Genomic DNA, 25,616 nt, shown 5'->3' with positions numbered 1-25,616 from the left:
GGGATTATATACATGAGTGCAATTACATATGAACATATTAAAACATGTAAACAAACTGGTGCAAGGCTAGGTAGAGTTCATACTCCACACGGATCTTTTGATACTCCTGCATTTATGCCAGTTGGGACATTAGCAACCGTAAAAACGATGAGCCCAGAGGAATTAAAAGAGATGGGAGCAAATATAATTTTATCAAACACTTATCATTTATGGCTGAGACCTGGTCATGACATTGTTAAGGAAGCTGGCGGTCTCCATTCCTTTATGAATTGGAATGGTGCAATACTAACAGATTCTGGTGGCTTTCAAGTGTTTAGTTTAAGTGATTTGCGTAAAATCGAGGAGGAAGGAGTACATTTTCGTAATCATCTAAATGGAGAGAAGCTCTTCCTTTCTCCAGAGAAAGCGATGCAAATTCAAAATGCACTCGGTTCAGATATTATGATGGCATTTGATGAATGTCCACCATATCCTGCAGAGCATGATTATATGAAAAAATCGGTCGAAAGAACTAGTAGGTGGGCAGAACGTTGCTTAGAGGCTCATGAGAGAAAAGATGTACAAGGTTTATTCGGTATAGTACAAGGTGGAGAATATGAAGATTTAAGACGATTAAGTGCGCGTGATTTAACCTCCCTTGATTTTCCTGGCTATGCCATCGGTGGTTTATCTGTGGGAGAACCGAAAGATGTGATGAATAGGGTGCTAGAATTTACAACACCATTGCTACCATCTAGCAAACCGCGCTATTTGATGGGAGTTGGTTCTCCTGATTCGTTAATAGATGGAGCAATACGTGGGATCGATATGTTTGATTGTGTCCTGCCTACTAGAATTGCACGTAATGGTACATGTATGACATCAGAAGGTCGATTAGTTGTAAGAAATGCTAAGTATGCACGTGATTTCAATCCGATCGATCCGAATTGTGATTGTCATACCTGTCAAAATTACACACGTGCATACATTCGACATCTTGTGAAGGCAAATGAAACTTTCGGTTTCAGACTTACTACTTATCATAATCTATATTTTCTGTTAAAATTAATGGAACAAGTCCGTGAAGCGATCAAGCAAGACCGACTTGGAGATTTCAGAGAAGAATTCTTTGAACAATATGGTTTTAATAAACCGAACGCAAAAAACTTTTAAGTGGAAAGGGGGAATATTAGACAATGGAAGGATTATTGACATTTGCACCATTGATACTAATGATTGTGATTTTCTATTTTCTTTTGATTCGTCCACAACAAAAGAAACAGAAACAGGTACGCCAAATGCAGTCTGATTTGAAAAAGGGAGACAAAATTGTCACAATTGGTGGTTTCCATGGGACAGTACATGCATTAGATGAAGATACAGTGATCATAATTACGAATGAAGGTACGAAACTTACATATGATCGTTCAGCAATTCGTGATGTCGTATCAAGCTAAATAAGACAAGCACTCTCTTTTTGGGAGTGCTTGTTTTTAGCTTGTGAAAAAACGTAGAACTAAAGTCACTTTCAGGTGTATCTTCCTATGAATTTGTTTGCTCGTCTTCCCCCGAGAGATTTACTCCAACAATTGCTCCTATGATGGCTAATAATAAATAGGTCGTATGATGAACCATTTCCACAATAGTAAACACAGAATCTAGTCCTAAATACCGATAGCAAAAAACAAATAGTGTAAATAAAAGACTTGTAATTGCACCAACGAGAATTCCTTTATTCTTCGCTTTTAGCCCTGCAATAAATCCCCCGGTAAACAAGGCTAAAAAACTAATCAGCAGTGTAACTAGCTCCATCGTTGATTCGCCAAATGAAGTAAAGCGAAGTAATAATGCTAGTATGAGGCTTGCGACAAATAGAACAATAAAGATACCTATCCAACCAAACAAAACACTTACAAAAGTTTTCATTTATCTTCCCTCCTCGTAATTCCATTTAATCATTATTTATGCATGTCCAGTTGAATTTAGAATAGTTTAGGCTTGTACGAATATAAATGATTAATATAGGTTTGTAAGTAATAGTTGGAGGTGTCATTGGTTGGGAGTAACTTTTGCAATTGTTATTTTTATTGTTAGCTATATTTTTATTATGTCAGAAAAAATAAACCGAGCGGTCGTCGCACTAGCGGGGGGACTTTTATTACTTTTAACAGATGTCTATCATTGGGAGGATGCCATTACGCGATATATTGACTGGAACACAGTTGCATTATTATTTGCGATGATGGTACTTGTATCGATCACAAAAAAAACGGGAGTATTTTCTTTTGTAGCGATATGGCTAGCAAAGCTTGTTAAAGGAAAGCCAATCCCATTATTAATTGGAATTGCCATCTTAACAGCAGTAGGCTCCGCTTTTTTAGATAATGTTACAACCGTTTTATTGTTTGTTCCTGTTATTCTAACATTAACAGATCTATTGAAGCTTCCGTCCTTTCCATATCTTCTCACGATTATTATTACTGCTAATATTGGGGGAACTGCTACGTTAATCGGTGATCCGCCAAATATTATGATTGGCCAAGCGGTACCACAATTGAATTTTGTTTCTTTTTTACAGCACACAGGACCTATTGCGATTCTCTTATTTGTGATTGTTTTAATGATTTTATGTCTACTTTTTAGAAAATCATTACAAAAAGAAGAACTAACAAATCCCAAGCAATTAATGACTATGAACGAATCTGATTATTTGATCAAAGGTCCGTTGCTCTATCAATCATTGTTAATCCTGTTATTAACTATTATTGGCTTTATGCTCCATCCAGTCCTACAAGTCGATTTGACGATTATTGCCCTTACTGGTGCGATTATGCTGTTATTGCTTAGTGAAAAACAATTGGAGACAGAAAAGGTATTTGAACAGGTCGAGTGGGTAACCCTATTTTTCTTCATTGGTCTTTTTATGCTCGTTGGAGGATTAGAGGAAGTTGGAGTAATTGATGAGCTCGCACGCTCTATCATGTGGATGACAGAAGGGGATATGGCCAAAACATCTCTTCTTTTACTATGGACATCCGGATTATTCTCTGGAATTGTCGATAATATTCCATTTGTTGCTGCGATGATCCCAGTCATTCAAGAATTTGAATCCTATGGAATGGCTAACCTAGACCCGTTATGGTGGTCATTAGCATTAGGTGCATGCCTTGGAGGTAACGCAACCCTTATCGGTGCTTCCGCAAATGTAGTCGTAGCTGGACTTGCAGAAGCAAGTAACAATAAAATAGCCTTCGTGAAATTTATGCTCTATGGGATTCCGATAGTGATTTTATGTTTAATTATCACAACCATCTATGTCTATTTTCGTTATTTACTACCATTTCAACAGCCATTATAGAATAAAGACGTTTTTAATGGATACCCTAAGTTACATCATGAAGATGAGGATGTGACATAGTGTCCATAGAAGAGATCATGATGCTTATTGGTCGAACTTTATTTTATTATCTAGTAGTAGTTATTATTTTCCGTTTAATGGGAAAAAGAGAAATAGGGGAGCTAAGTTTATTAGATATTGTTGTCTACATTATGATTGCAGAAATTGCTGTACTTACAATCGATGATCTCAGCTTATTTTTTGGTTATGGTTTAATTCCAATGGCTATCCTATTAGGTATTCAGCGTTTAACCGCATGGATCTCACTGAAAAGTCCACTATTTCGTGCTTGGTTTGAAGGCAGGCCTGCTATAATAATTTCACAAGGAAAAATTGATGAATATGAAATGAAGAAAAATCGCTTTAATTTCGATGATTTACTGCAACAGTTACGTGAGAATGGGATTGAGAGCATTAATAAGGTCTCTTATGCTATTCTTGAGCCATCTGGTAAACTTTCGATCATTGAAAAAAAGCAGACAGATACATTGTTTAGTGAAAAAATAAATGGACTTGTACTTCCGTTAATTGTGGATGGAAAGATACAGAAGGATGCACTGAAACAAATTGGGAAGGATTCATCCTGGCTAGAAGATCAATTAAAAAAACGGGACTATCATGATCTAGATATGATTTCGTTTTGTTCCATCGATACGAATAAAGAATGGTATATAGATAAAAAAAATGAAAAATAGCACTCACTATGAAGTGCTATTTTTTTCGCAATTGTCGTATTTCCTCCAGACTGATAAACTTGAGGTTAAATAAAAGTAGAATATAAAAGCATAATAAGATGACCGCAATGACAAAGAATGTAACCATCTGGTGTAATTGGAATGAAAACAAATGGGAAAGTAACCAGCCTAGCCATGAGGTTAAACCAACCAAAACAATCATTTTAAATAGCATTACTAGCGGAATACGAAAACGAATGGTTCGGAACAGGGCAAATAAGTGAAGAATGGTTCCAATTACCACTCCAACACACATCGCAATAGCTGCACCATAGATACCAAACATTGGATTGGAAGTTAGGACGATTAAAACAATAAATTTAACCATCATAGCAATAATATTGTTCCACATTGCTTGCTTTGCTAGATCTAACGCTTGTAATGTGGCGTTTAAAGGAAATTGAATATACATAAATAAAAAGCATGGAGCCATAATTTTTAGAAAAAGGCTGGCATTATTGGTACCATACATATAGGTTAGGATCGCATCAGCAAATAAAGTTAAAATGACGGTAGCAATCGCCCCTGATGCAAAGGATAATCTAACCGCTTGATGGATGCGGTAATGTATTAATTTTTTGTGATTATGGGCATCTGCTTCACTAATATTCGGAACAAGGGCAACGGCTAACGAGTGGGTAATAAAAGTTGGTAAGTATAGTAATGGGATCGCATAACCGGTAAGTGCCCCATAAAGACTTGTCGCTACAGCTGTTTGGAACCCTGCAATGGCTAAGCTTTGCGATACGAGAATCGGCTCTAAAAAGTTTCCAATCGATCCGACCATTCGACTTGCCGTACTTGGCAATGCAATGGATAGTAGTCCGTTAAGTGTTTCTCTACCCGACTTAATATATTGCCAGAGATTCTGTCTTAGTTTAATTCGTTTTTTAAGCTTGAACATATGAAGCATTAGGAACAATGAAACAATCTCCCCTATAATTACGGCAAGCATAGCACCAGCAGCGGCAAATTCTAATCCATAAGGTGCAAGGAATTGAACAAGAATCATAATAAAAATGATCCTCACAATTTGTTCTAATACTTGAGCATAACTTTGTGGCTTCATATTTTGTCTACCTTGAAAATAACCACGAATGACAGCGGAGACTGCGCTAATTGGAATGATAGGGATAATCGCAAGCATTGGATAATACACTCTTGCATCGGTTAATAAATTCTCCGCAATATATGGAATAATGATATACATAAGTATAGAAGAAAAAATACTTAGAGTAATGGTAATACTTAGTGATATGACGAGAATTTGTTTAATTTTTTTAAAATCCTTGCGGGCGTCTGCTTCAGCGACTCGTTTGGAGATAGCAATAGGTAAACCAATCTGAGATATGGTGTACATGAGGAAAAGTGTGGGTAAGGCCATATTATATAACCCAATCCCTTCTTCCCCCATTATACGTGCCATTACAATTCGATTAATAAAACCGAGAAATCTGGTAATCATTCCTGCTATAATTAATATAATTGTTCCTTTTAAAAAATTTTGCTTGGTCACTTTGCTCGACCTACCTTCTCAAATGGAAAATTTTCATATACAATAATTTATATGCATGAGGAGAGGACAAGCATGACGATTTTCTTAAAAATGTATATAATGGAATAAGTATCTGTCAGATGGAAAGAGGATGGAGGGTTCCTAATGTGTGTGAGTAAACAGGTATCAGCTTGGAAACAGGATTTACAAGGAGTGTTAGAAAGTAAGGTCCACGAATTTCATATGCTTGAATATCACAAGACAACGAAGGATGATATATGGAATTGCCTAACGGAAAAAGTGTGGAAAGGAGATCCTGAAAAGAAATTATTTGAGGCTGTTCAAGATGTCCTTCATTTAAATGCGAATACATATATGAGTTATTTAACGATGCAATCATTTAAAGATACTAATTTACAGGAATCCATTAAAGCACTATTTGGAGAATAAGTTGTGTGTTGAATTTGTAGGGAGGCTTTACATATGATAAAAAAAGGAAGAATTGTTGCATTTTTTCTTATCGTCATTATTTTAGGTGCAACAATTGGTACGACATCTTCTAATGTTGCAAGCAAAATCAATCTAGGTCTTGATTTACAAGGAGGATTTGAGGTTCTATATGAAGTCAAGCCAATCGATAAAAGTCAGGAGGTTACACCAGAATTGCTAGAATCCACTGTTAGGATTCTTTCTGAACGTGTCAATGCACTAGGGGTAAGTGAACCTAGCTTTAATATTGAAGAACCAAATCGGATTCGCGTTCAATTAGCAGGTGTAAAGGACCAGGAGGAAGCTCGTGAACTTCTTGCAACACAAGCAGAATTATCATTCCGCGACGTGAATGATAAGGAATATCTTGATGGTTCTGACATTGTAGAAGGTAGTGCAAAACAAGATTTCGATCAAACAACAAATGAGCCAATCGTAACCGTCCAATTTAAAAATAAAGACCTATTTGGCGATGTCACCCAAGAAATTTATAACAACCCTGATTTAGAAAATCGAGTGGTTATTTGGATGGACTATGAAGATGGAGATTCCTATCAAACAGAAAAAACAAAGTCAGATCCAAAATTTATCTCTGCACCGGGCTTTAGTGAAGTATTAAGGACAACGGATATTCAAATTACAGGTAACTTTACGGTAGAATCTGCACAACGTCTTGCCGATGTATTGAATGCTGGATCTTTACCAGTAGATTTAGAAGAGGAATACTCTACTTCGGTGGGTGCACAATTTGGACAACAAGCATTAGATAAGACAATACTAGCAAGTCTCTTAGGTGTTTCACTTATCTTCATCTATATGATTGCTTATTACCGATTCCCTGGTATTATTGCGACGATTACATTGAGCATCTACATTTACTTAGTTTTACTAGTATTCCAATTAATGAATGGTGTTTTAACATTACCAGGTATTGCAGCACTTGTCTTAGGTGTTGGGATGGCAGTTGATGCGAATATCATTACGTATGAACGAATTAAAGAGGAACTTAAGCAAGGTAAAACAATCAAGACTGCTTTTAAGGCAGGAAATCAGCATTCTTTATCCACTATTTTTGATGCGAATATAACTACGATGATCGCAGCAGCCGTTTTGTTTATCTTTGGGACAAGCTCTGTAAAAGGGTTTGCTACATTACTATTAGTAAGTATTGTGCTTAGCTTTGTCACAGCGGTGTTTGGTTCACGATTGTTCCTAAGCTTTTGGGTAAATAGTAATTTCTTAAACAAACGTCCCGGCTGGTTTGGAGTGAAGAAGGATCAAATCCAAGATATTAACAGTAAAGAAGAAGTGCAAGCAAAGGTGTTTGGCCGTCAGTTTGATTTTGTTAAGCATCGCAAGAAATTTTTTACGGTTTCCCTAGCATTGGTCGTGATAGGAATTATATGCTTAGCTGTCTTCCGTTTGAATGTCGGAATTGATTTCACGTCAGGGTCTAGAATCGAAGTATTAGCCGATCAATCCTTAACTACAGAGGAAATGGAATCCCATTATGAAGCATTAGACCTTAATCCCGCAGGTCCTATCGTACTTTCTGGAGACAATCAAAACATCGCTGTAGCCAAATTTGATAAGGAGTTGTCCAAAGATAAAGTAGCAGAAATTCGTAGCTATTTTGAAGAGAAATACGGAAGCTCCCCAACGATTAATACCGTTTCTCCAGTTGTTGGGAAAGAGTTAGCGAAAAATGCTGTTTTAGCCGTATTGTATGCATCGGTTGGGATTATTATATACATTACCATCCGTTTTGAGTTTTACTCTGCGGTTACGGCTATTCTTGCTTTACTACATGATGCCTTTTTCATCTTGACATTCTTTAGTATAACCCGACTAGACTTTGACATCACCATCATTGCTGCAATTTTAACGATTGTTGGTTACTCCATTAATGATACGATCGTGACCTTTGACAGAATTCGAGAAAACTTAAAAAAGAAAAAGCGTGTGCGTTCATTCGGAGAACTTGCCCACATTGTGAATAAGAGTTTAATGGAAACCTTGACGAGAAGTATTAATACTGTTCTGACAGTCATTTTTGCTGCAGTCATGTTATTAATCTTTGGTGCGTCTTCGATAACTAATTTCTCGTTTGCATTGGTAATAGGTTTATTTGCAGGTACGTATTCCTCTTTATTCATTGCAGCACAGCTTTGGTTAGTGTGGAGAGGAAAATCGATCAAGGAAAAACCAATTGTATACAAGGAGAAGAAGTATAACGACAAGCCACAAGTTTAACATTGAGTAAATCTCTTATAATAATCTCTCCTATAATAGATAGCCTATTACAGGAGGGATTTTTAAATTCTAAAATCAAATGGCAAAAATCGACATAGGAAAGTTATTCCTTTATAATGAGGATAAGAAAATTCAACAATGAGGAGGCTTACAAATGAAAGGCCAAACCTATATCATCGTGACCGTGGTATTTGCACTCATTATCGCTATTTTTGCAGTGATCAATGTAGAACCAGTTGAAGTGAATTATTTATTCGGTACAGGTAGGGCGCCATTAATATTAATCATTCTTATTTCCGTATTGATGGGAGTGGTTGTAACAGCTACAGTTGGATTATTTCGATTAAGAAGGGCGAATAAGGAAATCAAAAGACTGAGATCAGAACTAAGTGGAGAGAACCTAGATCCCTCTACTGAATTCACTGCAACCAATTCGCTCGATTCTGGAGAAAAGGATAGACAATAAGAGGAGTTCATGTTTCTGGGCATATGGATAACTGAATAATGAAAATAAGACAGTTGGAATAATTCTGTTTGCTACCCTTGATACACTTTTGTATAATAAGTGAGTCAGGGGTGAATTTATGTTAGCAAGTCAATCAAATTGGATTTTTACATATAAAGACGACGAAAATGCCCGTTATAGTGATATAGAAAATCTACCATATTCCACTATCGTAAAGCAGTTACTATGGCAACGAGGACTAAAGTCTGAAAAGGAAATCCATGACTTTTTACAACCAAATCTTGAAAACCTTCATGATCCGAGCTTGTTCTCTACCATTGAGTCAGCAGTAAACCGAGTAGAGAAAGCGATAGAACTAGGGGAAAGCATATTAGTTTACGGTGATTATGATGCAGATGGTGTCACCTCTACTACTGTAATGGTGGAGGCATTAAGAGAAAAAGGTGCCATGTGTGATTACTATATACCGAATCGTTTTACAGAAGGCTATGGTCCAAATAAAGCGGCATTCCAAGAGATTCACAGACAAGGCTTTCAGCTTATTATAACAGTAGATAATGGTATTGCAGGAACAGAGGAAATCGCTTATGCGAATGAATTAGGTATGGATGTAATTATTACAGACCATCACGAGGTACAGGAAGAATTACCAGATGCGCTAGCTATTATCCACCCAAAATGTGCAGAAGACTATCCATTCAAGGAATTGGCAGGAGTTGGTGTTGCTTTTAAATTTGCTACACAGTTACTCGGATATTTTCCAAAGAAATTTCTTGATTTAGTCGCTATAGGCACTATCGCTGATTTAGTACCTTTAGTAGGAGAAAATCGAGTTCTTGTATCATATGGATTAAAGGAAATGGCCACAACAGAACGAATTGGGCTACAAGCTTTAAAAAAGCAATGTTCTATTGATGGACAGGTGACAGAAGAGGATATTGGATTTCGAATTGGTCCAAGACTAAATGCAGTGGGTCGTTTACAGGATGCAAATATTGCGGTGGATCTACTATTAGCAACAGATCAAGAAGAAGCAGAGGAGCTAGTCCAATATGTACAGGAGTTGAATAAAGAGCGCCAAAAGATTGTCGCAAATATCGCAGAAGAAGCCATTGAGTTATTAGAGCAATCGGGTAATACCGAAGAAATGGATGTATTAGTCGTAGCCAAGGAAGGATGGAATCAAGGCGTGCTTGGTATCGTTGCTTCTAGACTCGTACAAACCTATCATCGACCTGCAATAGTGTTAGCTATTGATCCAGAATTAGAAACCGCTAAAGGGTCTGCACGAAGTATTGAAGGCTTTGACTTATTTAAAAATGGGATGAAACATAAGGATTTATTTACCCATTTCGGTGGACACGCTCAGGCTGCAGGGATGACACTCCCTAGAAAAAATATCGAGCCATTAAGAAAAGCGCTCGATCAACAAGCTAAAACTATCCTAACAGAAGAAGATTTTAAACCACAGCTGAAAATTGATGCGACAATACCATTAAAGGATATTGATATTGCGGTAATCAAAGAACTGGAACAGCTCGCGCCATTTGGAATGAATAATCCTAAGCCGAATTTTCATATCGAAGCAACCCCAATTGAACTAAGGCAGATTGGGGCAACTAAAAATCATTTAAAGGTCAAATTGGAGCAAGCTGGTACAGTAATGGATGGGATCGGCTTTGGCTTAGGAGCTTTTTTTCATCAACTTTCTAAGGAGTCGAAGCTTGAGGCGGTTGTTGAACTTCAAATAAATGAATGGAATGGAATTCGCAAACCACAGGTATTTCTTAAGGATCTAGCAGTATCCGAGTGGCAGCTATTTGACTACCGTGGACAGCAATCATGGTTAAAGCATATTGACCCTACTTGTTCGGATCAATATTTTGTTTACTTTAAAGAAAATCTATATCAAGATGTTATCGATGCGGTAGAAGCTAGGCAAGTGATAGAAGAGAAAAAAACCGTAAATGCCTTGTACTTACTTGATTTACCAAATACATTAGAAGAATTAACCTTCCTTTTGCAAAAGGTGGAGTCTAGTAGAATTTACGCTTGTTTTCAGGCTAGAGAAAGCTCCTATTTTACTACTTTGCCAACGAGAGAGGAGTTTAAATGGCTGTATCAATTAATTTTACAGCGCCAATTTTTTGATTATAAAGTCGATGCTCCTAAGCTGGCAAGCTATAAAGGTTGGAAGCTAGAAAAAATAAAATTTATGTTCCAAGTTTTCCACGAGCTTAACTTTGTGACGAGAGAAGGTGGTCGTATTATACCGACACAAAGTCCAGAAAAAAAAGATTTAACGGCATCTTCTTTATATCAAAGTCTTCAAGAGCAAAGGAAAGTAGAAGAAACTTTATATTTATCATCCTATCCGCAACTGAAAGCCTGGATAGATCAACAATTAAACACTGGTGCAGTGCCAGAGGAGGAAATGGTTTATGGATTATAAAAAGTATATAACAGTAGTCGAGGATTGGCCGAAGGAGGGTGTTCGATTCAAGGATATTACAACACTTATGGACAACGGACCTGCCTTTAAGTCAGCAGTTAATGAAATCGTAGAATATGCGAAATCGAAACAAATTGATTTAGTAGTAGGCCCAGAGGCACGTGGATTCATTGTCGGTTGCCCGGTGTCCTATGCATTAGAAGTTGGATTTGCACCAGTTAGAAAAGAAGGAAAGCTTCCGCGTGAAGTAATAAAGGTCGATTATGGCTTAGAATATGGAAAGAATATACTTACGATTCATAAAGACGCTATAAAGCCAGGTCAAAGAGTGCTAATTACCGACGATTTACTCGCAACTGGTGGTACGATTGAAGCGACGATTAAGTTGGTAGAGGAACTCGGTGGTATAGTGGTCGGCTGTGCATTCTTAATTGAGTTAACTTATTTAGATGGACGTGACAAATTAGATGGCTATGATGTTTTAACTTTAATGGAATATTAATTAAAAAAGTGCTCTTCGGAGTGCTTTTTTGTACAATAAATGAATAATAATTCAACTAATTTTTTATCTCAGGAAGAAGCTTGTCGAGTTTTGTAAGAAAATTTAAGGAAAATTACTGTTTTTTTTGGTACACTATATAAAACAAACTTTTTAAAGAACATTGAACCATTTTCTCTTAGAAGCAACAACGCATACAATGTGGAAGTAGTAGTTTTAAGAATAAAGGTGATTACATGGCAAAGGACAAAATATTAACGCCTGATGAAATATTTGAACAAGCCGAAAGTTATTTAAACGACGAAGATATTCGGTTTATCAGAGAGGCTTATCAATATGCAGAAAAGGCACATGAAGGACAGTTTCGTAAGTCTGGTGAACCTTATATTATTCATCCAGTTCAGGTTGCAGGCATCTTAATTGATCTCAAATTAGACCCTGAAACAATAGCTGGTGGTTTTTTGCATGATGTGGTAGAAGACACATCGGTAACAGTTGAAGATCTAGAAAAAGATTTTAATGAAGAGGTTGCCATGCTTGTAGATGGGGTGACAAAGCTAGGAAAAATTAAATATATGTCCAAAGCTGCGCAACAAGCGGAAAATCATCGCAAAATGTTCATTGCGATGGCAAAGGATATACGCGTGATCTTGATTAAGCTTGCGGATAGATTGCATAATATGCGGACATTAAAGCATTTACCGACAGAAAAGCAGCGCCGTATTTCCAATGAAACTTTAGAAATCTTTGCGCCGCTTGCCCATCGTCTCGGTATTTCCACCATTAAATGGGAGCTTGAGGATACAGCATTACGTTACTTAAATCCTCAGCAATATTACCGAATTGTTCATTTAATGAAACAAAAGCGTGAAGAAAGAGAAAACTATATCCAAGAAGTGATGGATGAAGTAAAAAAACAACTAGATGAAGTGAATATCTATGCAGAATTTTCCGGTCGTCCGAAACATTTGTATAGCATTTATCGTAAAATGATGATACAAAAAAAACAATTTAATGAAATATACGATTTATTAGCGGTAAGAATCATTGTGAACAGCATCAAGGATTGTTATGCCGTCCTTGGTATCATTCATACATGTTGGAAGCCGATGCCAGGAAGGTTTAAGGATTATATTGCCATGCCGAAGCCTAATCTATATCAATCCTTACACACAACCGTAATTGGACCAAAGGGTGCACCTTTAGAAGTACAAATACGAACAAAAGAAATGCATGAAATCGCCGAGTTCGGGATTGCTGCACATTGGGCATACAAAGAAGGGAAAAGGTTAAAGCAAAATCAGCATTCCAATGAAGATAAGCTAGCATGGTTTAGGGAAATTTTAGAATGGCAAAACGATGCACATGATGCGGAAGAGTTTATGGAATCATTAAAGGTAGATTTATTCTCTGACATGGTATATGTATTCACTCCAAAGGGAGAAGTAATTGAATTACCGCGAGGATCTGTGCCAATTGATTTTGCTTATAAAATTCATACAGAGGTAGGAAATCATACGATCGGTGCTAAAATTAACGGTAAAATGGAGCCATTAGACTATCGGTTGAAAAATGGTGACATTGTAGAGATTATGACATCCAAGCACTCTTATGGACCATCACAGGATTGGCTAAAAGTGACGCAAACATCACAAGCTAAGAATAAAATTAAGCAATTTTTCAAGAAACAACGTCGTGATGAAAATGTGACGAAAGGGCGAGAGCTTGTAGAGCAAGAGATTAAGGCGGCTGGTTTTGAACCAAAAGATGTCATGACAGAAGAGAATATTACATTGGCAATGGAAAAGTTCAGCTTTACTTCTGAAGAGGATATGTTTGCAGCAGTTGGCTATCACGGAATTACAGCAGCACAAATTGTGACAAGAATGACAGAGAAGCTCCGAGAGCATGATGAAAACCAGAATATTGAAGAAACGATTGAAAAGGTAAACGCAAGTGGTGAAACAATTAAGAAGAAATCAAAACGAGATTCTGGGGTGAAAGTTGAAGGCGTGGAAAACATGCTAATAAGACTTTCCAAGTGCTGTAATCCCGTACCCGGAGATGAGATAATTGGCTATATAACCAAAGGTCGAGGTGTATCCGTCCACCGTAAAGATTGTCCTAATGTGAATACAGATGAGGCAAAGGATCGATTAATTTATGTAGAATGGGAAAATGAGGAGTCTGAATCAAAATCTTATCATGTAGATTTAGAAATCTCAGGTTATGACAGAAGAGGTTTGCTTAATGATGTCCTTCAGGTAATTAATGAATCAAAGACAAACATTATTGCCGTTAATGGACGATCTGACCGTAACAAGATTGCTGTCATTCATGTGACTATTTTGATACACAATATTGGTCATCTTCGTAGAATAGTGGATCGCTTAAAACAGATCGGGGATGTCTATACAGTGGAAAGAACGATTCAATAAGGTAGGTTAGCACGATGAAAGTAATATTGCAAAGAGCAAAAGATGCTGAAGTTACCGTAAAAAATGCTTCAGTTGGTAAAATAGAGAATGGTTTTGTTGCATTGGTGGGGATCACTCACGGGGACACAGAAGAGGACTTGGAGTATCTTGTCAACAAAACGATACATTTAAGAATCTTTGAGGATAATCAAGGGAAGATGAACCTCTCATTAAAGGATATTGGTGGCAGTATCTTATCGATTTCTCAATTCACCTTATACGCTGATTGCCGCAAAGGAAGAAGACCAAATTTTATGCAAGCAGCTAAGCCAGATCAAGCAGAAAAGCTATATGAACAATGGAACCGAAAACTACGCAATAATGGAATAACGGTCGAAACAGGTGCTTTTGGCGAAATGATGAACGTAAGTTTTACAAATGTAGGTCCTGTAACAATTATCCTCGATTCAGCAGAACGTAAATAAAAGATCAAAACCCTTCAATAGAAAACAAACTATTGGAGGGTTTGCTATTGTCTGAGAATGGTAATAACGATCATTTGTTGAAATAATCATACAAGCCCATTATAATTCCTCTACTCATGGATTCTAAGAAAACATTTGATCTAAGATGACTTTCTTCTTCTCGATTGGAGAGAAATCCCAATTCTAGAAGTAAGGATGGACGGTGATTCATTCGTAACACCTGCAAATCCTCTTGAACTACTCCACGATCATTCATCCCAGTTTGTGAAAGGATGCCTTTGTGTACATATTTAGCCAACGATTGATCCGTGTCACTATAATAGTAAGTCCCCACACCTTTAACGTCCGGTAGCTCAGGAGTACTATTATAATGAAGACTCAAAAAAACATCTGGAAACTTAGAACCTGAATAAGTGGTACGGCTTGTAAGAGAAACATAGTAGTTTTTGTTTCTGGTAAGATATACCTTTGCTCCATGAGCTTCCAGCATTTCTTTTAGGACAAACGATGTTTTTAACGTGTAGTTACTTTCATAGCCACAACTTGCTCCAATCGCTCCAACATCAATTCCTCCATGACCTGGGTCAATCACGATTATCTTACCATTTAAATCAGAAACTGAAGAATGAAAATCCTTTATTTCTGATGTTGTAGGGGAGGCTTGAGTAGTCGTTGTGCTTTTTTCATTCTCTTCGGATTCCTGCATTTCCTTTTCAACAATTTGAGCATAATCTTTATGTATCCAACCATTTTCAGTAGCAAGTTCAATTTTAATCCATTCGTCTACTTCTTCAATAATACGATAAGTATCAGGTGGATTAACCTGTGCAATGACTTCATATTCTGTTCCTGGCCCATTACGCACATTTAGATTTTCTCCCTCAATTTGCGCTTGTTTTGCATAAAGATAACATGACATGGAAAAAATAATGATCGAACTAATAAAAAGCATAAATAATAGCTTTTTCTTCACAAACGGTACGCTCCTTTGTCTTTTCTCGTTTATATTTTAACGAAAAATAGATGGAAATAAAAGTGAAAAAGGAAGAGGATTTCATGAGAACCAATTTTAAACAAAATCTTATACTGTCCTCAAGTAGTGTAAATACAAGGAAAATACATGGTTATACAGATTATGTTGCCAATGATAATAAGTTTAATATCGCTCAAGCGGCGAATATTACCATTCATTCAACACAAAAATGGAAGAAAAGCACTCATCAATCTTGACAAAAGTCTTTTCCAACGATTATGATAGAAACAATTCCATAATATGATACGATGAAAGCATGTGAAGGAAATAGTAGCTGATGTCAACGGTAGAAAAGAGAGAGAATTCCTATGGCTGAAAGAATTCTTACTAACCGTCTTTAGTGAATGACATTCTGGAGGCTTTATACTGAATGAAGTAGGTATAAACGTAGGCAGGCGTTAACTGTTTGAGTGGGAGTAATATGGATTACTTCAACTAGGGTGGCAACACGGGTATAACTCTCGTCCCTTTTTTGGGATGAGAGTTTTTCTAATTCTCCAGATTGAAAAGAAAAAGCTAATTACAGAATATTAAATAGGGGGAAATGCTATGAAAGCACCTAGAGGAACACAGGATTTATTACCTGGTGTTTCAGATAAGTGGCAATATGTCGAAGGTAAATTGAAGGAATTAAGTAATCTCTATCAATATAAAGAGATTCGAACTCCAATATTCGAGCATACCGAATTATTTGAGCGAGGTGTCGGTGATACAACCGATATTGTCCAAAAAGAGATGTATACCTTTACGGATAAGGGAGATCGCAGTATTACATTAAGACCTGAAGGAACTGCATCTGTAGTAAGAGCGTTTGTTCAGCACAAGCTATTTGGAAGTCCAAGCCAACCTACTAAGCTTTTTTATATCGGACCAATGTTTCGCTATGAACGTCCTCAGCAAGGAAGAATGCGACAATTTGTCCAATATGGAGTAGAGGCATTAGGTAGTGCGGATCCAGCAATTGATGCAGAGGTAATATCTCTTGCAATGAATGCCTATCAATCACTTGGTTTAAAGTCGTTGAAGCTTGTCATTAATAGCTTAGGAGATCAGGAAAGCAGAGAAAATCACCGTCAAGCATTGATCGATCATTTCACACCAGTGAAGGAAGAGCTTTGCTCGGATTGTCAAACAAGACTGGAGCAAAATCCGCTTCGAGTGCTTGATTGTAAGAAGGATCGTGATCATGAAGCAATGGCAACAGCTCCGTCTATCTTAGACTATTTAAATGAGGAGTCCAGTCAATATTTTGAAAAGGTTCAAGCATATTTGGATGCCATGAACATTTCCTATATTGTGGATAAAAATCTAGTTCGAGGTTTAGATTATTATAATCACACTGCCTTTGAAATAATGAGTGATGCACAAGGATTTGGTGCTATAACGACCTTATCTGGCGGGGGACGCTATAATGGATTAGTTCAAGAGCTTGGCGGACCGGAAACACCTGGAATAGGTTTTGCTATGAGTATTGAACGTCTACTTATGGCTTTAGAAGCAGAAGGTGTCGATTTACCGATCGATGAGCGATTAGATTGCTATGTTATCTCGATCGGAGATGAAGCTAATATAAAAGCAGCATCCATTGTGAATAAATTACGAGAATCAGGTATTCAAGTCGACAAGGATTATCAAGGTAAAAAAATGAAAGCACAATTTAAAGCAGCAGATCGTTTACAAGCAAAATTCGTCCTCGTTCTGGGTGAGGATGAGTTAGCAAATAATCAAATTGCGGTGAAAAATATGGATTCTGGTGAGCAAGATACCATCGAATTAGAGCAATTAAACGGATATTTACAAAGATTGTTGTAAGGGGGACTATAGATGAAAAATCGTACATTAGCTGGTACATTATCAAAAAAAGATGAAAAAAAAGAAGTTGTGTTAAAAGGTTGGGTACAAAAGCGAAGGGACTTAGGTGAAATTATTTTCATTGATCTTCGTGACCGCTCAGGTGTTGTTCAAACCGTTTTTAATGCGGAAATTTCAAAAGAGGCGTTGGTCATTGCAGATAGTGTGAGAAGTGAGTATGTCGTTGAAATAAAAGGGGAAGTAGTTGAAAGGGATGAAGATACAATCAATCCTAAAATTGCTACAGGAGAGATTGAAGTCCTTGTAAGTGAAATAAAAATACTAAACGCTTCATTGAACCCACCATTTTCCTTAACTGATGATATCGATGTTTCTGAGGATATTCGATTAAAATACCGTTATTTAGATTTGCGCCGTGAAGTAATGCAAGAAACCTTCAAACTACGTCATAAGGCAACACAGTCTATTCGTGCTTTTTTAAATGATGAGTCATTTTTAGAAATGGAAACACCTATGTTAACGAAAAGTACACCAGAAGGGGCACGTGATTATTTAGTACCGAGTCGTGTTCATGAAGGGTATTTTTATGCATTACCGCAATCTCCACAGATTTTTAAACAGCTTTTAATGGTGGCCGGATTTGAGAAATATTATCAATTTGCTCGATGCTTCCGTGATGAGGATTTAAGAGCGGATCGTCAACCAGAGTTTACGCAAATTGATATCGAAACATCGTTTATGTCGATGGATGATATCTTGGATATGACAGAAAGAATGATGAAGAAAGTCATGGAAGAAGTTAAGGGTATAGATGTGCAAACACCATTTTTGCGCATGCCGTATGATGAAGCAATGGAGCGATTTGGATCAGATAAACCAGATGTTCGTTTTGGTATGGAGTTAGTGAGTTTATCAGACGTTGTAAAAGAGTCTAGCTTTAAAGTTTTCCGCGAAGCAGTGGAAAACGGAGGTAAAGTTAGTGGTCTGAATCTGAAAGGAAAAGCTGACCAATATTCTCGTAAAGATTTAGACAATATGACAGACTTTGCTAAAATCTATGGAGCAAAGGGTCTAGCTTGGTTAAAAGTGGAGGAAGAGGGATTAGTAGGCCCCATTGCAAAGTTCTTCTCAGAAGAAGAACAAAACCAATTCCGCTCCTTGCTTGAAGCGGAAGCAGGAGACCTATTATTCTTTGTAGCAGATAAGAAGCAGGTTGTATTCGATACTTTAGGTGCTTTACGTCTGAAGCTTGCGAAGGAGCATCATCTGATTGACGAAAGCAAATATGAATTTTTATGGATTACAGATTGGCCGTTGCTAGAGTATGATGAAGAGGCGGGTCGCTACCATGCAGCTCATCATCCGTTTACCATGCCAATGGAATCTGATTTAGATAAGTTAGATACAGATCCAGGTGCGGTACGTGCACAGGCTTATGATTTAGTGTTAAATGGATATGAGCTTGGTGGAGGTTCTTTACGTATTTATCAAAGAGAGATGCAAAACCAAATGTTTGAAAAGCTAGGCTTTACCAAAGAAGAAGCGGAAGCACAGTTTGGATTCTTATTGGATGCATTAGAGTATGGAGCACCACCACATGGGGGAATTGCGTTTGGCTTCGATCGTTTTATCATGCTGCTTGCCGGTCGCACAAATCTACGAGATACGATTTTATTCCCAAAAACAGCATCAGCCCAGGATCCGATGACGGAAGCTCCAAGTCCAGTAGATATCAAGCAACTGAATGAATTGCATCTAAAATTAAACTAAATGGAGTCGACATTGTAAAGAAATTGTAAACTTGAAAATCAAGTGAAAATATGCTATGATTTATTTACAAAATGATAAACAAATCCTGATGTGTTCGTCGGATCAATGACGTTTTGACCGAACACCATTAACATCGGGAGCCCAGTGTTCCTACATGGTGTGCAAGCCACTTTACTTAGGAAGCGAATGTGGAAGTATGAAGTGTAGGACAGGGCACCCACCTGCCTTGAGCGGGATCAAAACTTCATCACTACGACGGCACAATTGGGATTTCGATACATACACGGAACACATCTGAGGAAGGTGTGTTTTTTTGTTCTATTTAGGTGAAATTTAAAAAAAGACTACTTTGATCTTTTTCTGGCTAAAAATAGCAAAAAACTGAGCAAAAGCTCAGTTTTTTATTTTGCGACCTGTTCAAGATTTCCGTTCTTATCCATGCGGAATTTAGGTACGGGTCGTGGTTGTTCTTCATCAAAGACTACCATTTTTCTGGCGCGTTCTACAATCTGCATAAAAGCCTGATAGTCTTCATGCATTGTTTGTAATTCTTGTTCTAATTCTTGTACTCTTTTTCGGTGAGTTTCTAGCTGTGTTTGAAGTTGTTCTTTTTCTTGAATTAATCTTTCCATATTAGACTGGGAATATTTCATTTGTTGCTGTTCTTTCTTAAGGAATTGCAAATAGCGTATGACTTGACTCAAATCTAAGGAAGATTGAGGGGCCACATCTTGCATAGCAGGCTTGGTTTCTTCTTTTTTCCAATTCCAAATAAAGGAATCCTCTTGTGAACTTTTATCAAATACCTCTTCTTCCTCTGGTAAATGAAGATTAGTAGTTGTTGTAGTAGTATTTTGCTCTTTGTTTGCGAGAGCCCTTTTTCGATCTTTTCGTTGTTTTTTTGCAATTTGAACCGCTTGTTCATAGCTTTGGCGAACTTCAGCATTCCATCTGAATCCACAAGCAGCTGATGTACGGTTTAACTTGTCCCCTACTTCATCGAATGCTTTTAATTGTGTGCTCCCTTCCCTAATATGACGTAGCACAGTCTCTGCTAGTAGCAAATCATCCTCATGAGACCATGCATCCTGACGTACTTTGGCCATTTCCTTCACTCCTTGTTTTTCTAATCAATAATTTTTGTGATAGATTATATAGATCTAAACTAGATTCATAATCGTACGTGTTTGAGCTTATTCCTTATTGTGACCAGAAAAACAAGATTTAAACATTACTTTTTTAAATTATCATAAATTTGCTTAATATTTTTTTCGAATTTACCAGTTTCTTTTGGATGATAATATTGCTTATGTTTGATTTTGTGAGGTAGATATTGTTGCTTCACCCACCCAGCATCATAAGCATGAGGATACTTATAATCAAGTCCTCTACCAAGTGCCTTTGCTCCTTGGTAATGTGCATCCTTTAAGTGTGCAGGTACCTCCCCAGTATCGCCTTTTCTAATATCAGATAAGGCGGCATCAATCGCCATGATCGCACTATTGGATTTAGGTGAAAGACATAGCTCTATAATTGCTGCAGATAGTGGAATTCTTGCTTCAGGAAATCCTACTCTCTCAGCAGATTCAATTGCAGAGAGTGTATGTGGGCCTGCCTGTGGATTTGCTAGTCCAATATCTTCATAGGCACATACGAGCATTCTCCTTGCAATACTATCCAAATCCCCGGCTTCGATAAGCCTTGCTAAATAATGGAGGGCTGCATCTACATCACTTCCACGAATAGATTTCTGAAAGGCTGATAAAACATCATAATGTGCATCCCCGCCTTTATCATGAGAGAAGCTTTTCTTTTGCATGGACGCCTCTGCATTAGCTAAGTTGATTACAATCTTACCTTCTTCATTTTTCGGTGTAGAGTAGGCAGCAAGTTCTAATCCGTTTAATGCTGCTCTTAAATCACCATTTGCTGCATTTGCAAAATGTTCTTTTGCATCTTGTAGGAGGGAAATAGGGAGGGCTCCTAGCCCGTTTGTTGTATCGTGAATAGCTCGCTCTAAAGCTTCTAAAATATCCTCTTGCTCTAAAGGATAGAGTTCAAAAATATGAGATCTACTTCTAATAGCAGGGTTAATCGAATGATACGGATTGCTTGTAGTACAACCAATTAACGTGATTAGATTAGACTCAACGTGTGGAAGCAAGAAGTCTTGTTTGGCTTTATCCAAGCGATGCACCTCATCAAGTATGACGACAAGTTGACCAGACATTTTCGCTTCTTCTACCGCAATTTGCATATCCTTTTTCTTATCAATCGCAGCGTTCAATAATTTATAGCGTAGGCTGAGGCTGTTTGCAATTCCAATTGCCATAGATGTTTTGCCTGTCCCTGGTGGACCGTATAATACCATAGAATGAAGTCTATTTGCCTCTACCATTCTTCTGATCATTTTACCCTCGCCAACAAGATGTTTTTGTCCGATTACATCATCAATATGTTGAGGACGCATGCGAAATGCTAAAGGTTTACCTGACATTAAGATCACTTCCTTATTAGAAATGGAGTTATTTAACACTATTTATGAGATAGAGTATTTGTATTATAAATATTACGCTTGACTTTTTTATCCTTTTTCTATATAATTATAGAATTTGCAAATAGATTATATTATTGGCATTCCCTTAAGCTTTTCCATAATCATTCTGCAATAAATCTATCATTCATGCTATAATAGCAACTAATGACAAACTTTTCTAGACATAAGATAAATTTGATGGAGATATTTTAAAATGAGGTGTATGTATGAAAATCTCGACAAAAGGTAGATATGGATTAACCATTATGATCGAATTAGCAAAACAAAATGGCAATGGACCCATTTCTCTAAAATCGATTGCCAAAGAAAATAATTTATCAGAGCATTATTTAGAGCAATTAGTAGCTCCATTAAGAAATGCCAGCCTTGTGAAAAGTGTTCGTGGAGCTTATGGAGGTTATGTGCTTGCAAAGGAACCAGATGATATTACTGCAGGGGATATTATACGTATATTAGAAGGTCCGATTACCCCTGTAGAGGGCATAGAAAATGAAGAGCCAGCAAAGCAAGAACTGTGGATTCGAATCCGTGATGCGGTCAAAGAAGTATTGGATACCACCACGTTACAGGATCTCTCCAACTATGGAGAGCAAGGAACACAGGACCCTTACATGTTCTATATTTAAGAGAGAAAGGCTGACAACGAATGAATGCAATTTATTTGGACCATGCAGCAACATCTCCTATGCACCCAAAGGTTATTGAGGAAATGACAAAATGCATGCATGATCAATATGGAAATCCTTCGAGTGTTCACTCCTTTGGTCGAAAATCGAGACAAATACTTGATCGAGCTCGACTCGTAGCAGCTCAATCTATTGGAGCTAATGAGAAGGATATTGTCTTTACAAGTGGTGGAACAGAAGCAGATAACCTTGCCATTCTAGGTGTGGCAAATGAATCGACAAAAGGGAAGCACATCATTACAACCAAAATAGAGCATCATGCGGTATTGCACACTACTGAATATCTAGAAAAACATGGATATCGCGTAACCTATTTGGATGTAGATGAAGATGGTTTAGTCAGTGTGGAAGAGTTAAAAAGAGCTTTAACAGATGATACGATTCTAGTCACAGTAATGATGGTAAATAATGAAACAGGTGTTATTCAGCCAATTAGAGAAATTGGTGAAATGCTGAGAGATCATCCTGCTGTATTCCATTCAGATGCTGTACAAGCATATGGAATGCTACCAATTAATGTACAAGAATTAGGGGTAGACCTTTTAACTGTCTCCTCCCATAAAATTAATGGACCAAAAGGGTTAGGATTCTTATATTCACATCCTAATGTTCGATTAAATCCACGACAATTCGGAGGAGAACAGGAACGGAAGCGGCGTCCAGGCACAGAAAATGTAGCAGGTATTGCAGGATTTACCGAAGCAATTAAGCTTGCACAAGCAGAAAGGGAACTAAGGTATGAAATGTACCTTCATTATAATCAGACATTCATCCATGTCTTAAAAGAAGAAGGCGTACATTTCGAAATAAATGGGAACGATAGTCCTAGAGTACCTACTATAACAAACATTAGCTTTCCAGGTACAAATGTGGAACAATTGCTAACCAATTTTGATCTAAGTGGAGTTGCTGCATCAAGTGGAAGTGCATGTACAGCAGGTTCAGTTGAGCCATCTCATGTATTAAGTGCAATGTTTACCGAAAATAGTGCCTGTACAACGAACTCCATACGCTTTAGTTTTGGGCTTGCCAATAATGAAGAAAATATTTTAGAAGCAGCAAGACGTGTTGCTCAAATTGTCAAAAGGTTAACAACAAACTAAAAATGAGGTGATACAGATGAAAAGACCTGAAGACACACGTGTAGTTGTAGGAATGAGTGGTGGGGTGGATTCTTCTGTTACAGCACTATTATTGAAACAACAAGGCTATGATGTTGTTGGAATATTTATGAAAAACTGGGATGATACCGACGAGACAGGCTTTTGTACCGCAACTGAAGACTTCGATGATGTCGTTCGTGTATGTAACCAATTAGACATTCCATATTATGCAGTCAATTTTGAAAAACAATATTGGGATAAAGTCTTCACTTACTTTTTGGATGAATATAAAGCTGGGAGAACGCCAAATCCGGATGTGATGTGTAATAAAGAAATTAAGTTTAAAGCCTTTTTAGAGCATGCATTATCACTAGGCGCTGATTATGTGGCAACTGGCCATTATGCACAAATACGCCGCATTGGTGACAGAGTAGAAATGCTTCGAGGAGTAGATGATAACAAAGATCAAACCTACTTCTTAAATCAATTGTCAGAAGAAGTATTAGAGAAAGTAATGTTCCCATTAGGACATCTACCAAAATCCGAAGTGCGTCGCATTGCCACTGAAAATGGCTTGGCAACAGCCACCAAAAAAGATAGTACCGGTATTTGTTTTATCGGTGAGCGCAATTTCAAGGAATTTTTAAGTGAATATTTACCAGCACAGCCAGGTAAAATCATGACTTTATCGGGAGAAGTAAAAGGTGAGCATGATGGCTTAATGTATTATACCATCGGTCAAAGACAAGGCCTTGGTATTGGGGGGCCAGGTGGCCCGTGGTTTGTTGTCGGTAAAAACCTTCAGGAAAATGTTCTATATGTTGGAGCAGACTACCATAATGATGCCCTCTATTCTGATGGGTTATTGGCTACAGATCTAAATTGGATTAATGAGGCACCTATAGAAGCCTTCCATTGTACGGCAAAATTCCGCTATCGCCAAAAGGATAGTGGAGTGACTGTCTACCCGAATACCGATGGAACAGTAAAAGTCGTTTTTGATGACAGTGAAAGAGCGATTACGCCAGGCCAAGCAGTTGTCTTCTATCAAAATGAAGTCTGTTTAGGTGGGGGAACCATTAACGAAATCATCAAAAATGATAAATTTTTGGATTATGTAGGATAGTTTTTCGAGAAAATGCTTTAGTAATAAGTACTATAAGAAAGTGCGTATATTGATACAAATTTTAAGTATCAGTATACGCCTTTTTGTTTGTATATATTAATAAGAATGATCAAATTATCAGTATGAACTCCCCTCTCTTTGTTTTTTCATTAAAATCAAGTAAAATAGGTGCATGGAGGTTTTAAATGATGAAAGAAATGGACCAAGGAATACAATATATGAAAGAAGGTAAGCTTGAAGAAGCGGCCAAGTACTTTACAGAAGCAATAGAACAAAACCCAAACGACCCAATACATTATATAAATTTTGGAAACTTACTTTTACATATGAAAGACTATGGGCGTGCCCAGAAGTTTTATCAAAAGGCGACTCAATTAGATGAAGAAGCAGCCACCGCTTTTTATGGCTTAGGCAACGTTTATTTTGAACAAGATGAATTTAATGACGCGAGAGTCAATTTTCAAAAGGCATTAACATTAGGACTTGATGAAGCGGATGTCTATTTTATGCTTGGATTGTCTTGTTTATATGATGAGAAATTCAAGCATGCGTTACCATACTTACAACGAGCCACCGAATTAAATGGAGAGGATGCAGATGTCTGGTTCCAATATGGTCTTGCCCTGGCCCAAACAGAACAATTAACCAATGCAAAAGAAGTTTTTATAAAAGTATTAGAGCTTGAAACAAATCATAGTGATGCCCACTATAATTTAGGGGTTATTAGCTTGTTTAATGAGAACATCCAAGAGGCGTTAGCACACTTTACTAGAGCGCTCGAAATTCAGCCTGAACATATTCTTGCGGCTAACGGGAAGAATCAAATCGAAAAAATGCTTGCAGATAATGAGTGAATAAAGGGG

Annotated in this window: 23 protein-coding genes, 1 other RNA gene and 1 other annotated feature; of the genes, 19 read left to right on the top strand and 5 right to left on the bottom strand. The window is 37.4% G+C overall.

Going from position 1 to position 25,616, the window contains the following annotated elements:
* Positions 1 to 12 precede the first annotated feature (12 nt).
* Positions 13 to 1,152 (top strand): tRNA guanosine(34) transglycosylase Tgt, encoded by a 1,140-nt coding sequence (gene tgt, locus ACZ5R4_RS04280; protein WP_109984071.1) that lies wholly within the window; start codon positions 13 to 15, stop codon positions 1,150 to 1,152.
* A 23-nt stretch (positions 1,153 to 1,175) separates the two neighbouring features.
* Positions 1,176 to 1,436: a preprotein translocase subunit YajC gene (yajC, locus tag ACZ5R4_RS04275; protein WP_054787802.1), complete on the top strand. Its 261-nt coding sequence runs from the start codon at positions 1,176 to 1,178 to the stop codon at positions 1,434 to 1,436.
* An 85-nt stretch (positions 1,437 to 1,521) separates the two neighbouring features.
* Here yajC and ACZ5R4_RS04270 read toward each other — a convergent pair whose 3' ends face one another.
* Positions 1,522 to 1,905 carry a TIGR04086 family membrane protein gene (locus ACZ5R4_RS04270; protein WP_109984072.1) on the bottom strand — a complete coding sequence of 128 codons (384 nt, stop codon included), beginning with the start codon at positions 1,903 to 1,905 and terminating at the stop codon, positions 1,522 to 1,524.
* 130 nt (positions 1,906 to 2,035) lie between these two features.
* Here ACZ5R4_RS04270 and ACZ5R4_RS04265 point away from each other — a divergent pair, with 130 nt between their 5' ends.
* The gene (locus ACZ5R4_RS04265) at positions 2,036 to 3,337 is read left to right on the top strand and encodes an ArsB/NhaD family transporter (protein ID WP_109984073.1); all 1,302 of its coding nucleotides are present in this window, start codon (positions 2,036 to 2,038) and stop codon (positions 3,335 to 3,337) included.
* 59 nt (positions 3,338 to 3,396) lie between these two features.
* On the top strand, positions 3,397 to 4,071 hold the full coding sequence (locus ACZ5R4_RS04260; RefSeq protein WP_425454572.1) for a DUF421 domain-containing protein: 675 nt from the start codon (positions 3,397 to 3,399) through the stop codon (positions 4,069 to 4,071).
* A 16-nt stretch (positions 4,072 to 4,087) separates the two neighbouring features.
* Here the strand turns inward: ACZ5R4_RS04260 and spoVB are convergent, their stop codons facing one another.
* Complete coding sequence (spoVB, locus tag ACZ5R4_RS04255) at positions 4,088 to 5,626, bottom strand: stage V sporulation protein B (protein WP_109984074.1); 1,539 nt, start codon at positions 5,624 to 5,626, stop codon at positions 4,088 to 4,090.
* Positions 5,627 to 5,770: 144 nt separating this feature from the next.
* Here spoVB and ACZ5R4_RS04250 point away from each other — a divergent pair, with 144 nt between their 5' ends.
* The 7 genes from ACZ5R4_RS04250 to dtd all read left to right on the top strand — a co-directional run bounded on the left by ACZ5R4_RS04250 (position 5,771) and on the right by dtd (position 14,666).
* On the top strand, positions 5,771 to 6,055 hold the full coding sequence (locus ACZ5R4_RS04250) for a post-transcriptional regulator (RefSeq protein ID WP_054859183.1): 285 nt from the start codon (positions 5,771 to 5,773) through the stop codon (positions 6,053 to 6,055).
* A 33-nt stretch (positions 6,056 to 6,088) separates the two neighbouring features.
* On the top strand, positions 6,089 to 8,347 hold the full coding sequence (gene secDF, locus ACZ5R4_RS04245; RefSeq protein ID WP_109984075.1) for a protein translocase subunit SecDF: 2,259 nt from the start codon (positions 6,089 to 6,091) through the stop codon (positions 8,345 to 8,347).
* A 154-nt stretch (positions 8,348 to 8,501) separates the two neighbouring features.
* The gene (locus tag ACZ5R4_RS04240) at positions 8,502 to 8,813 is read left to right on the top strand and encodes a lipopolysaccharide assembly protein LapA domain-containing protein (protein WP_054787800.1); all 312 of its coding nucleotides are present in this window, start codon (positions 8,502 to 8,504) and stop codon (positions 8,811 to 8,813) included.
* A gap of 118 nt (positions 8,814 to 8,931) precedes the next feature.
* The gene (gene recJ, locus ACZ5R4_RS04235) at positions 8,932 to 11,265 is read left to right on the top strand and encodes a single-stranded-DNA-specific exonuclease RecJ (protein WP_464368099.1); all 2,334 of its coding nucleotides are present in this window, start codon (positions 8,932 to 8,934) and stop codon (positions 11,263 to 11,265) included.
* The gene (locus ACZ5R4_RS04230; RefSeq protein WP_054787799.1) at positions 11,255 to 11,767 is read left to right on the top strand and encodes an adenine phosphoribosyltransferase; all 513 of its coding nucleotides are present in this window, start codon (positions 11,255 to 11,257) and stop codon (positions 11,765 to 11,767) included. The genes recJ and ACZ5R4_RS04230 overlap by 11 nt, the downstream gene beginning before the upstream one ends.
* Positions 11,768 to 12,000: 233 nt before the next feature.
* Entirely contained in the window at positions 12,001 to 14,202 is a 2,202-nt protein-coding gene (locus tag ACZ5R4_RS04225) for a RelA/SpoT family protein (protein WP_464368098.1), read from the top strand.
* Between the two features lie 14 nt (positions 14,203 to 14,216).
* Positions 14,217 to 14,666, top strand: a complete 450-nt coding sequence (gene dtd, locus ACZ5R4_RS04220) for a D-aminoacyl-tRNA deacylase (protein ID WP_277679751.1) — start codon at positions 14,217 to 14,219, stop codon at positions 14,664 to 14,666.
* A 70-nt stretch (positions 14,667 to 14,736) separates the two neighbouring features.
* On the opposite strand, the gene ACZ5R4_RS04215 is transcribed toward dtd, so the two are convergent.
* Entirely contained in the window at positions 14,737 to 15,639 is a 903-nt protein-coding gene (locus tag ACZ5R4_RS04215; RefSeq protein WP_464368097.1) for an N-acetylmuramoyl-L-alanine amidase, read from the bottom strand.
* Between the two features lie 83 nt (positions 15,640 to 15,722).
* Here ACZ5R4_RS04215 and ACZ5R4_RS04210 point away from each other — a divergent pair, with 83 nt between their 5' ends.
* The 4 genes from ACZ5R4_RS04210 (at position 15,723) to ssrS (ending at position 19,556) form a co-directional block, all read left to right on the top strand.
* Positions 15,723 to 15,896 (top strand): hypothetical protein, encoded by a 174-nt coding sequence (locus tag ACZ5R4_RS04210; protein WP_347834012.1) that lies wholly within the window; start codon positions 15,723 to 15,725, stop codon positions 15,894 to 15,896.
* Between the two features lie 51 nt (positions 15,897 to 15,947).
* Positions 15,948 to 16,171: a binding site (T-box leader), on the top strand.
* A gap of 77 nt (positions 16,172 to 16,248) precedes the next feature.
* Positions 16,249 to 17,511 (top strand): histidine--tRNA ligase, encoded by a 1,263-nt coding sequence (gene hisS / locus ACZ5R4_RS04205; RefSeq protein WP_109984081.1) that lies wholly within the window; start codon positions 16,249 to 16,251, stop codon positions 17,509 to 17,511.
* Between the two features lie 12 nt (positions 17,512 to 17,523).
* Positions 17,524 to 19,281, top strand: a complete 1,758-nt coding sequence (aspS, locus tag ACZ5R4_RS04200) for an aspartate--tRNA ligase (RefSeq protein ID WP_464368096.1) — start codon at positions 17,524 to 17,526, stop codon at positions 19,279 to 19,281.
* A 79-nt stretch (positions 19,282 to 19,360) separates the two neighbouring features.
* Positions 19,361 to 19,556, top strand: a non-coding RNA gene (gene ssrS, locus ACZ5R4_RS04195) — 6S RNA.
* 126 nt (positions 19,557 to 19,682) lie between these two features.
* On the opposite strand, the gene ACZ5R4_RS04190 is transcribed toward ssrS, so the two are convergent.
* Together ACZ5R4_RS04190 and ACZ5R4_RS04185 are read right to left on the bottom strand one after the other, a co-directional pair.
* Positions 19,683 to 20,387, bottom strand: coding sequence for an RsfA family transcriptional regulator (locus ACZ5R4_RS04190; protein ID WP_277679314.1), 705 nt, complete (start codon positions 20,385 to 20,387; stop codon positions 19,683 to 19,685).
* Positions 20,388 to 20,512: 125 nt separating this feature from the next.
* Positions 20,513 to 21,778 carry a replication-associated recombination protein A gene (locus ACZ5R4_RS04185; RefSeq protein WP_464368095.1) on the bottom strand — a complete coding sequence of 422 codons (1,266 nt, stop codon included), beginning with the start codon at positions 21,776 to 21,778 and terminating at the stop codon, positions 20,513 to 20,515.
* Positions 21,779 to 22,044: 266 nt separating this feature from the next.
* Between ACZ5R4_RS04185 and cymR the strand changes: the two genes are divergently transcribed.
* From cymR to ACZ5R4_RS04165, 4 genes are all read left to right on the top strand, one after another.
* Entirely contained in the window at positions 22,045 to 22,464 is a 420-nt protein-coding gene (gene cymR, locus ACZ5R4_RS04180) for a cysteine metabolism transcriptional regulator CymR (RefSeq protein ID WP_109984085.1), read from the top strand.
* Between the two features lie 20 nt (positions 22,465 to 22,484).
* Positions 22,485 to 23,627 (top strand): cysteine desulfurase family protein, encoded by a 1,143-nt coding sequence (locus ACZ5R4_RS04175; RefSeq protein ID WP_464368094.1) that lies wholly within the window; start codon positions 22,485 to 22,487, stop codon positions 23,625 to 23,627.
* Positions 23,628 to 23,643: 16 nt separating this feature from the next.
* On the top strand, positions 23,644 to 24,753 hold the full coding sequence (mnmA, locus tag ACZ5R4_RS04170) for a tRNA 2-thiouridine(34) synthase MnmA (RefSeq protein WP_277679316.1): 1,110 nt from the start codon (positions 23,644 to 23,646) through the stop codon (positions 24,751 to 24,753).
* 185 nt (positions 24,754 to 24,938) lie between these two features.
* Positions 24,939 to 25,607, top strand: a complete 669-nt coding sequence (locus ACZ5R4_RS04165) for a tetratricopeptide repeat protein (protein WP_347403262.1) — start codon at positions 24,939 to 24,941, stop codon at positions 25,605 to 25,607.
* The last annotated feature ends 9 nt before the right edge of the window (positions 25,608 to 25,616 follow it).

This window comes from Gracilibacillus sp. JCM 18860 (assembly GCF_055395245.1).
The sequence above is the reverse complement of the archived record's forward strand: the minus strand, read 5'-3'. Positions and strand labels throughout refer to the sequence as shown.

Excerpts from the sequence above, each read along its gene's own strand:
- yajC (WP_054787802.1), top strand. The coding sequence starts at position 1,176 with ATGGAAGGATTATTGACATTTGCACCATTGATACTAATGATTGTGATT.
- secDF (WP_109984075.1), top strand. The coding sequence starts at position 6,089 with ATGATAAAAAAAGGAAGAATTGTTGCATTTTTTCTTATCGTCATTATT.
- ACZ5R4_RS04240 (WP_054787800.1), top strand. The coding sequence starts at position 8,502 with ATGAAAGGCCAAACCTATATCATCGTGACCGTGGTATTTGCACTCATT.
- ACZ5R4_RS04175 (WP_464368094.1), top strand. The coding sequence starts at position 22,485 with ATGAATGCAATTTATTTGGACCATGCAGCAACATCTCCTATGCACCCA.
- ACZ5R4_RS04185 (WP_464368095.1), bottom strand. The coding sequence starts at position 21,778 with ATGTCAGGTAAACCTTTAGCATTTCGCATGCGTCCTCAACATATTGAT.
- ACZ5R4_RS04190 (WP_277679314.1), bottom strand. The coding sequence starts at position 20,387 with ATGGCCAAAGTACGTCAGGATGCATGGTCTCATGAGGATGATTTGCTA.
- cymR (WP_109984085.1), top strand. The coding sequence starts at position 22,045 with ATGAAAATCTCGACAAAAGGTAGATATGGATTAACCATTATGATCGAA.
- ACZ5R4_RS04270 (WP_109984072.1), bottom strand. The coding sequence starts at position 1,905 with ATGAAAACTTTTGTAAGTGTTTTGTTTGGTTGGATAGGTATCTTTATT.
- ACZ5R4_RS04250 (WP_054859183.1), top strand. The coding sequence starts at position 5,771 with ATGTGTGTGAGTAAACAGGTATCAGCTTGGAAACAGGATTTACAAGGA.
- ACZ5R4_RS04165 (WP_347403262.1), top strand. The coding sequence starts at position 24,939 with ATGATGAAAGAAATGGACCAAGGAATACAATATATGAAAGAAGGTAAG.
- tgt (WP_109984071.1), top strand. The coding sequence starts at position 13 with ATGAGTGCAATTACATATGAACATATTAAAACATGTAAACAAACTGGT.
- recJ (WP_464368099.1), top strand. The coding sequence starts at position 8,932 with ATGTTAGCAAGTCAATCAAATTGGATTTTTACATATAAAGACGACGAA.
- dtd (WP_277679751.1), top strand. The coding sequence starts at position 14,217 with ATGAAAGTAATATTGCAAAGAGCAAAAGATGCTGAAGTTACCGTAAAA.
- aspS (WP_464368096.1), top strand. The coding sequence starts at position 17,524 with ATGAAAAATCGTACATTAGCTGGTACATTATCAAAAAAAGATGAAAAA.
- ACZ5R4_RS04230 (WP_054787799.1), top strand. The coding sequence starts at position 11,255 with ATGGATTATAAAAAGTATATAACAGTAGTCGAGGATTGGCCGAAGGAG.
- mnmA (WP_277679316.1), top strand. The coding sequence starts at position 23,644 with ATGAAAAGACCTGAAGACACACGTGTAGTTGTAGGAATGAGTGGTGGG.
- hisS (WP_109984081.1), top strand. The coding sequence starts at position 16,249 with ATGAAAGCACCTAGAGGAACACAGGATTTATTACCTGGTGTTTCAGAT.
- ACZ5R4_RS04210 (WP_347834012.1), top strand. The coding sequence starts at position 15,723 with ATGAGAACCAATTTTAAACAAAATCTTATACTGTCCTCAAGTAGTGTA.
- ACZ5R4_RS04225 (WP_464368098.1), top strand. The coding sequence starts at position 12,001 with ATGGCAAAGGACAAAATATTAACGCCTGATGAAATATTTGAACAAGCC.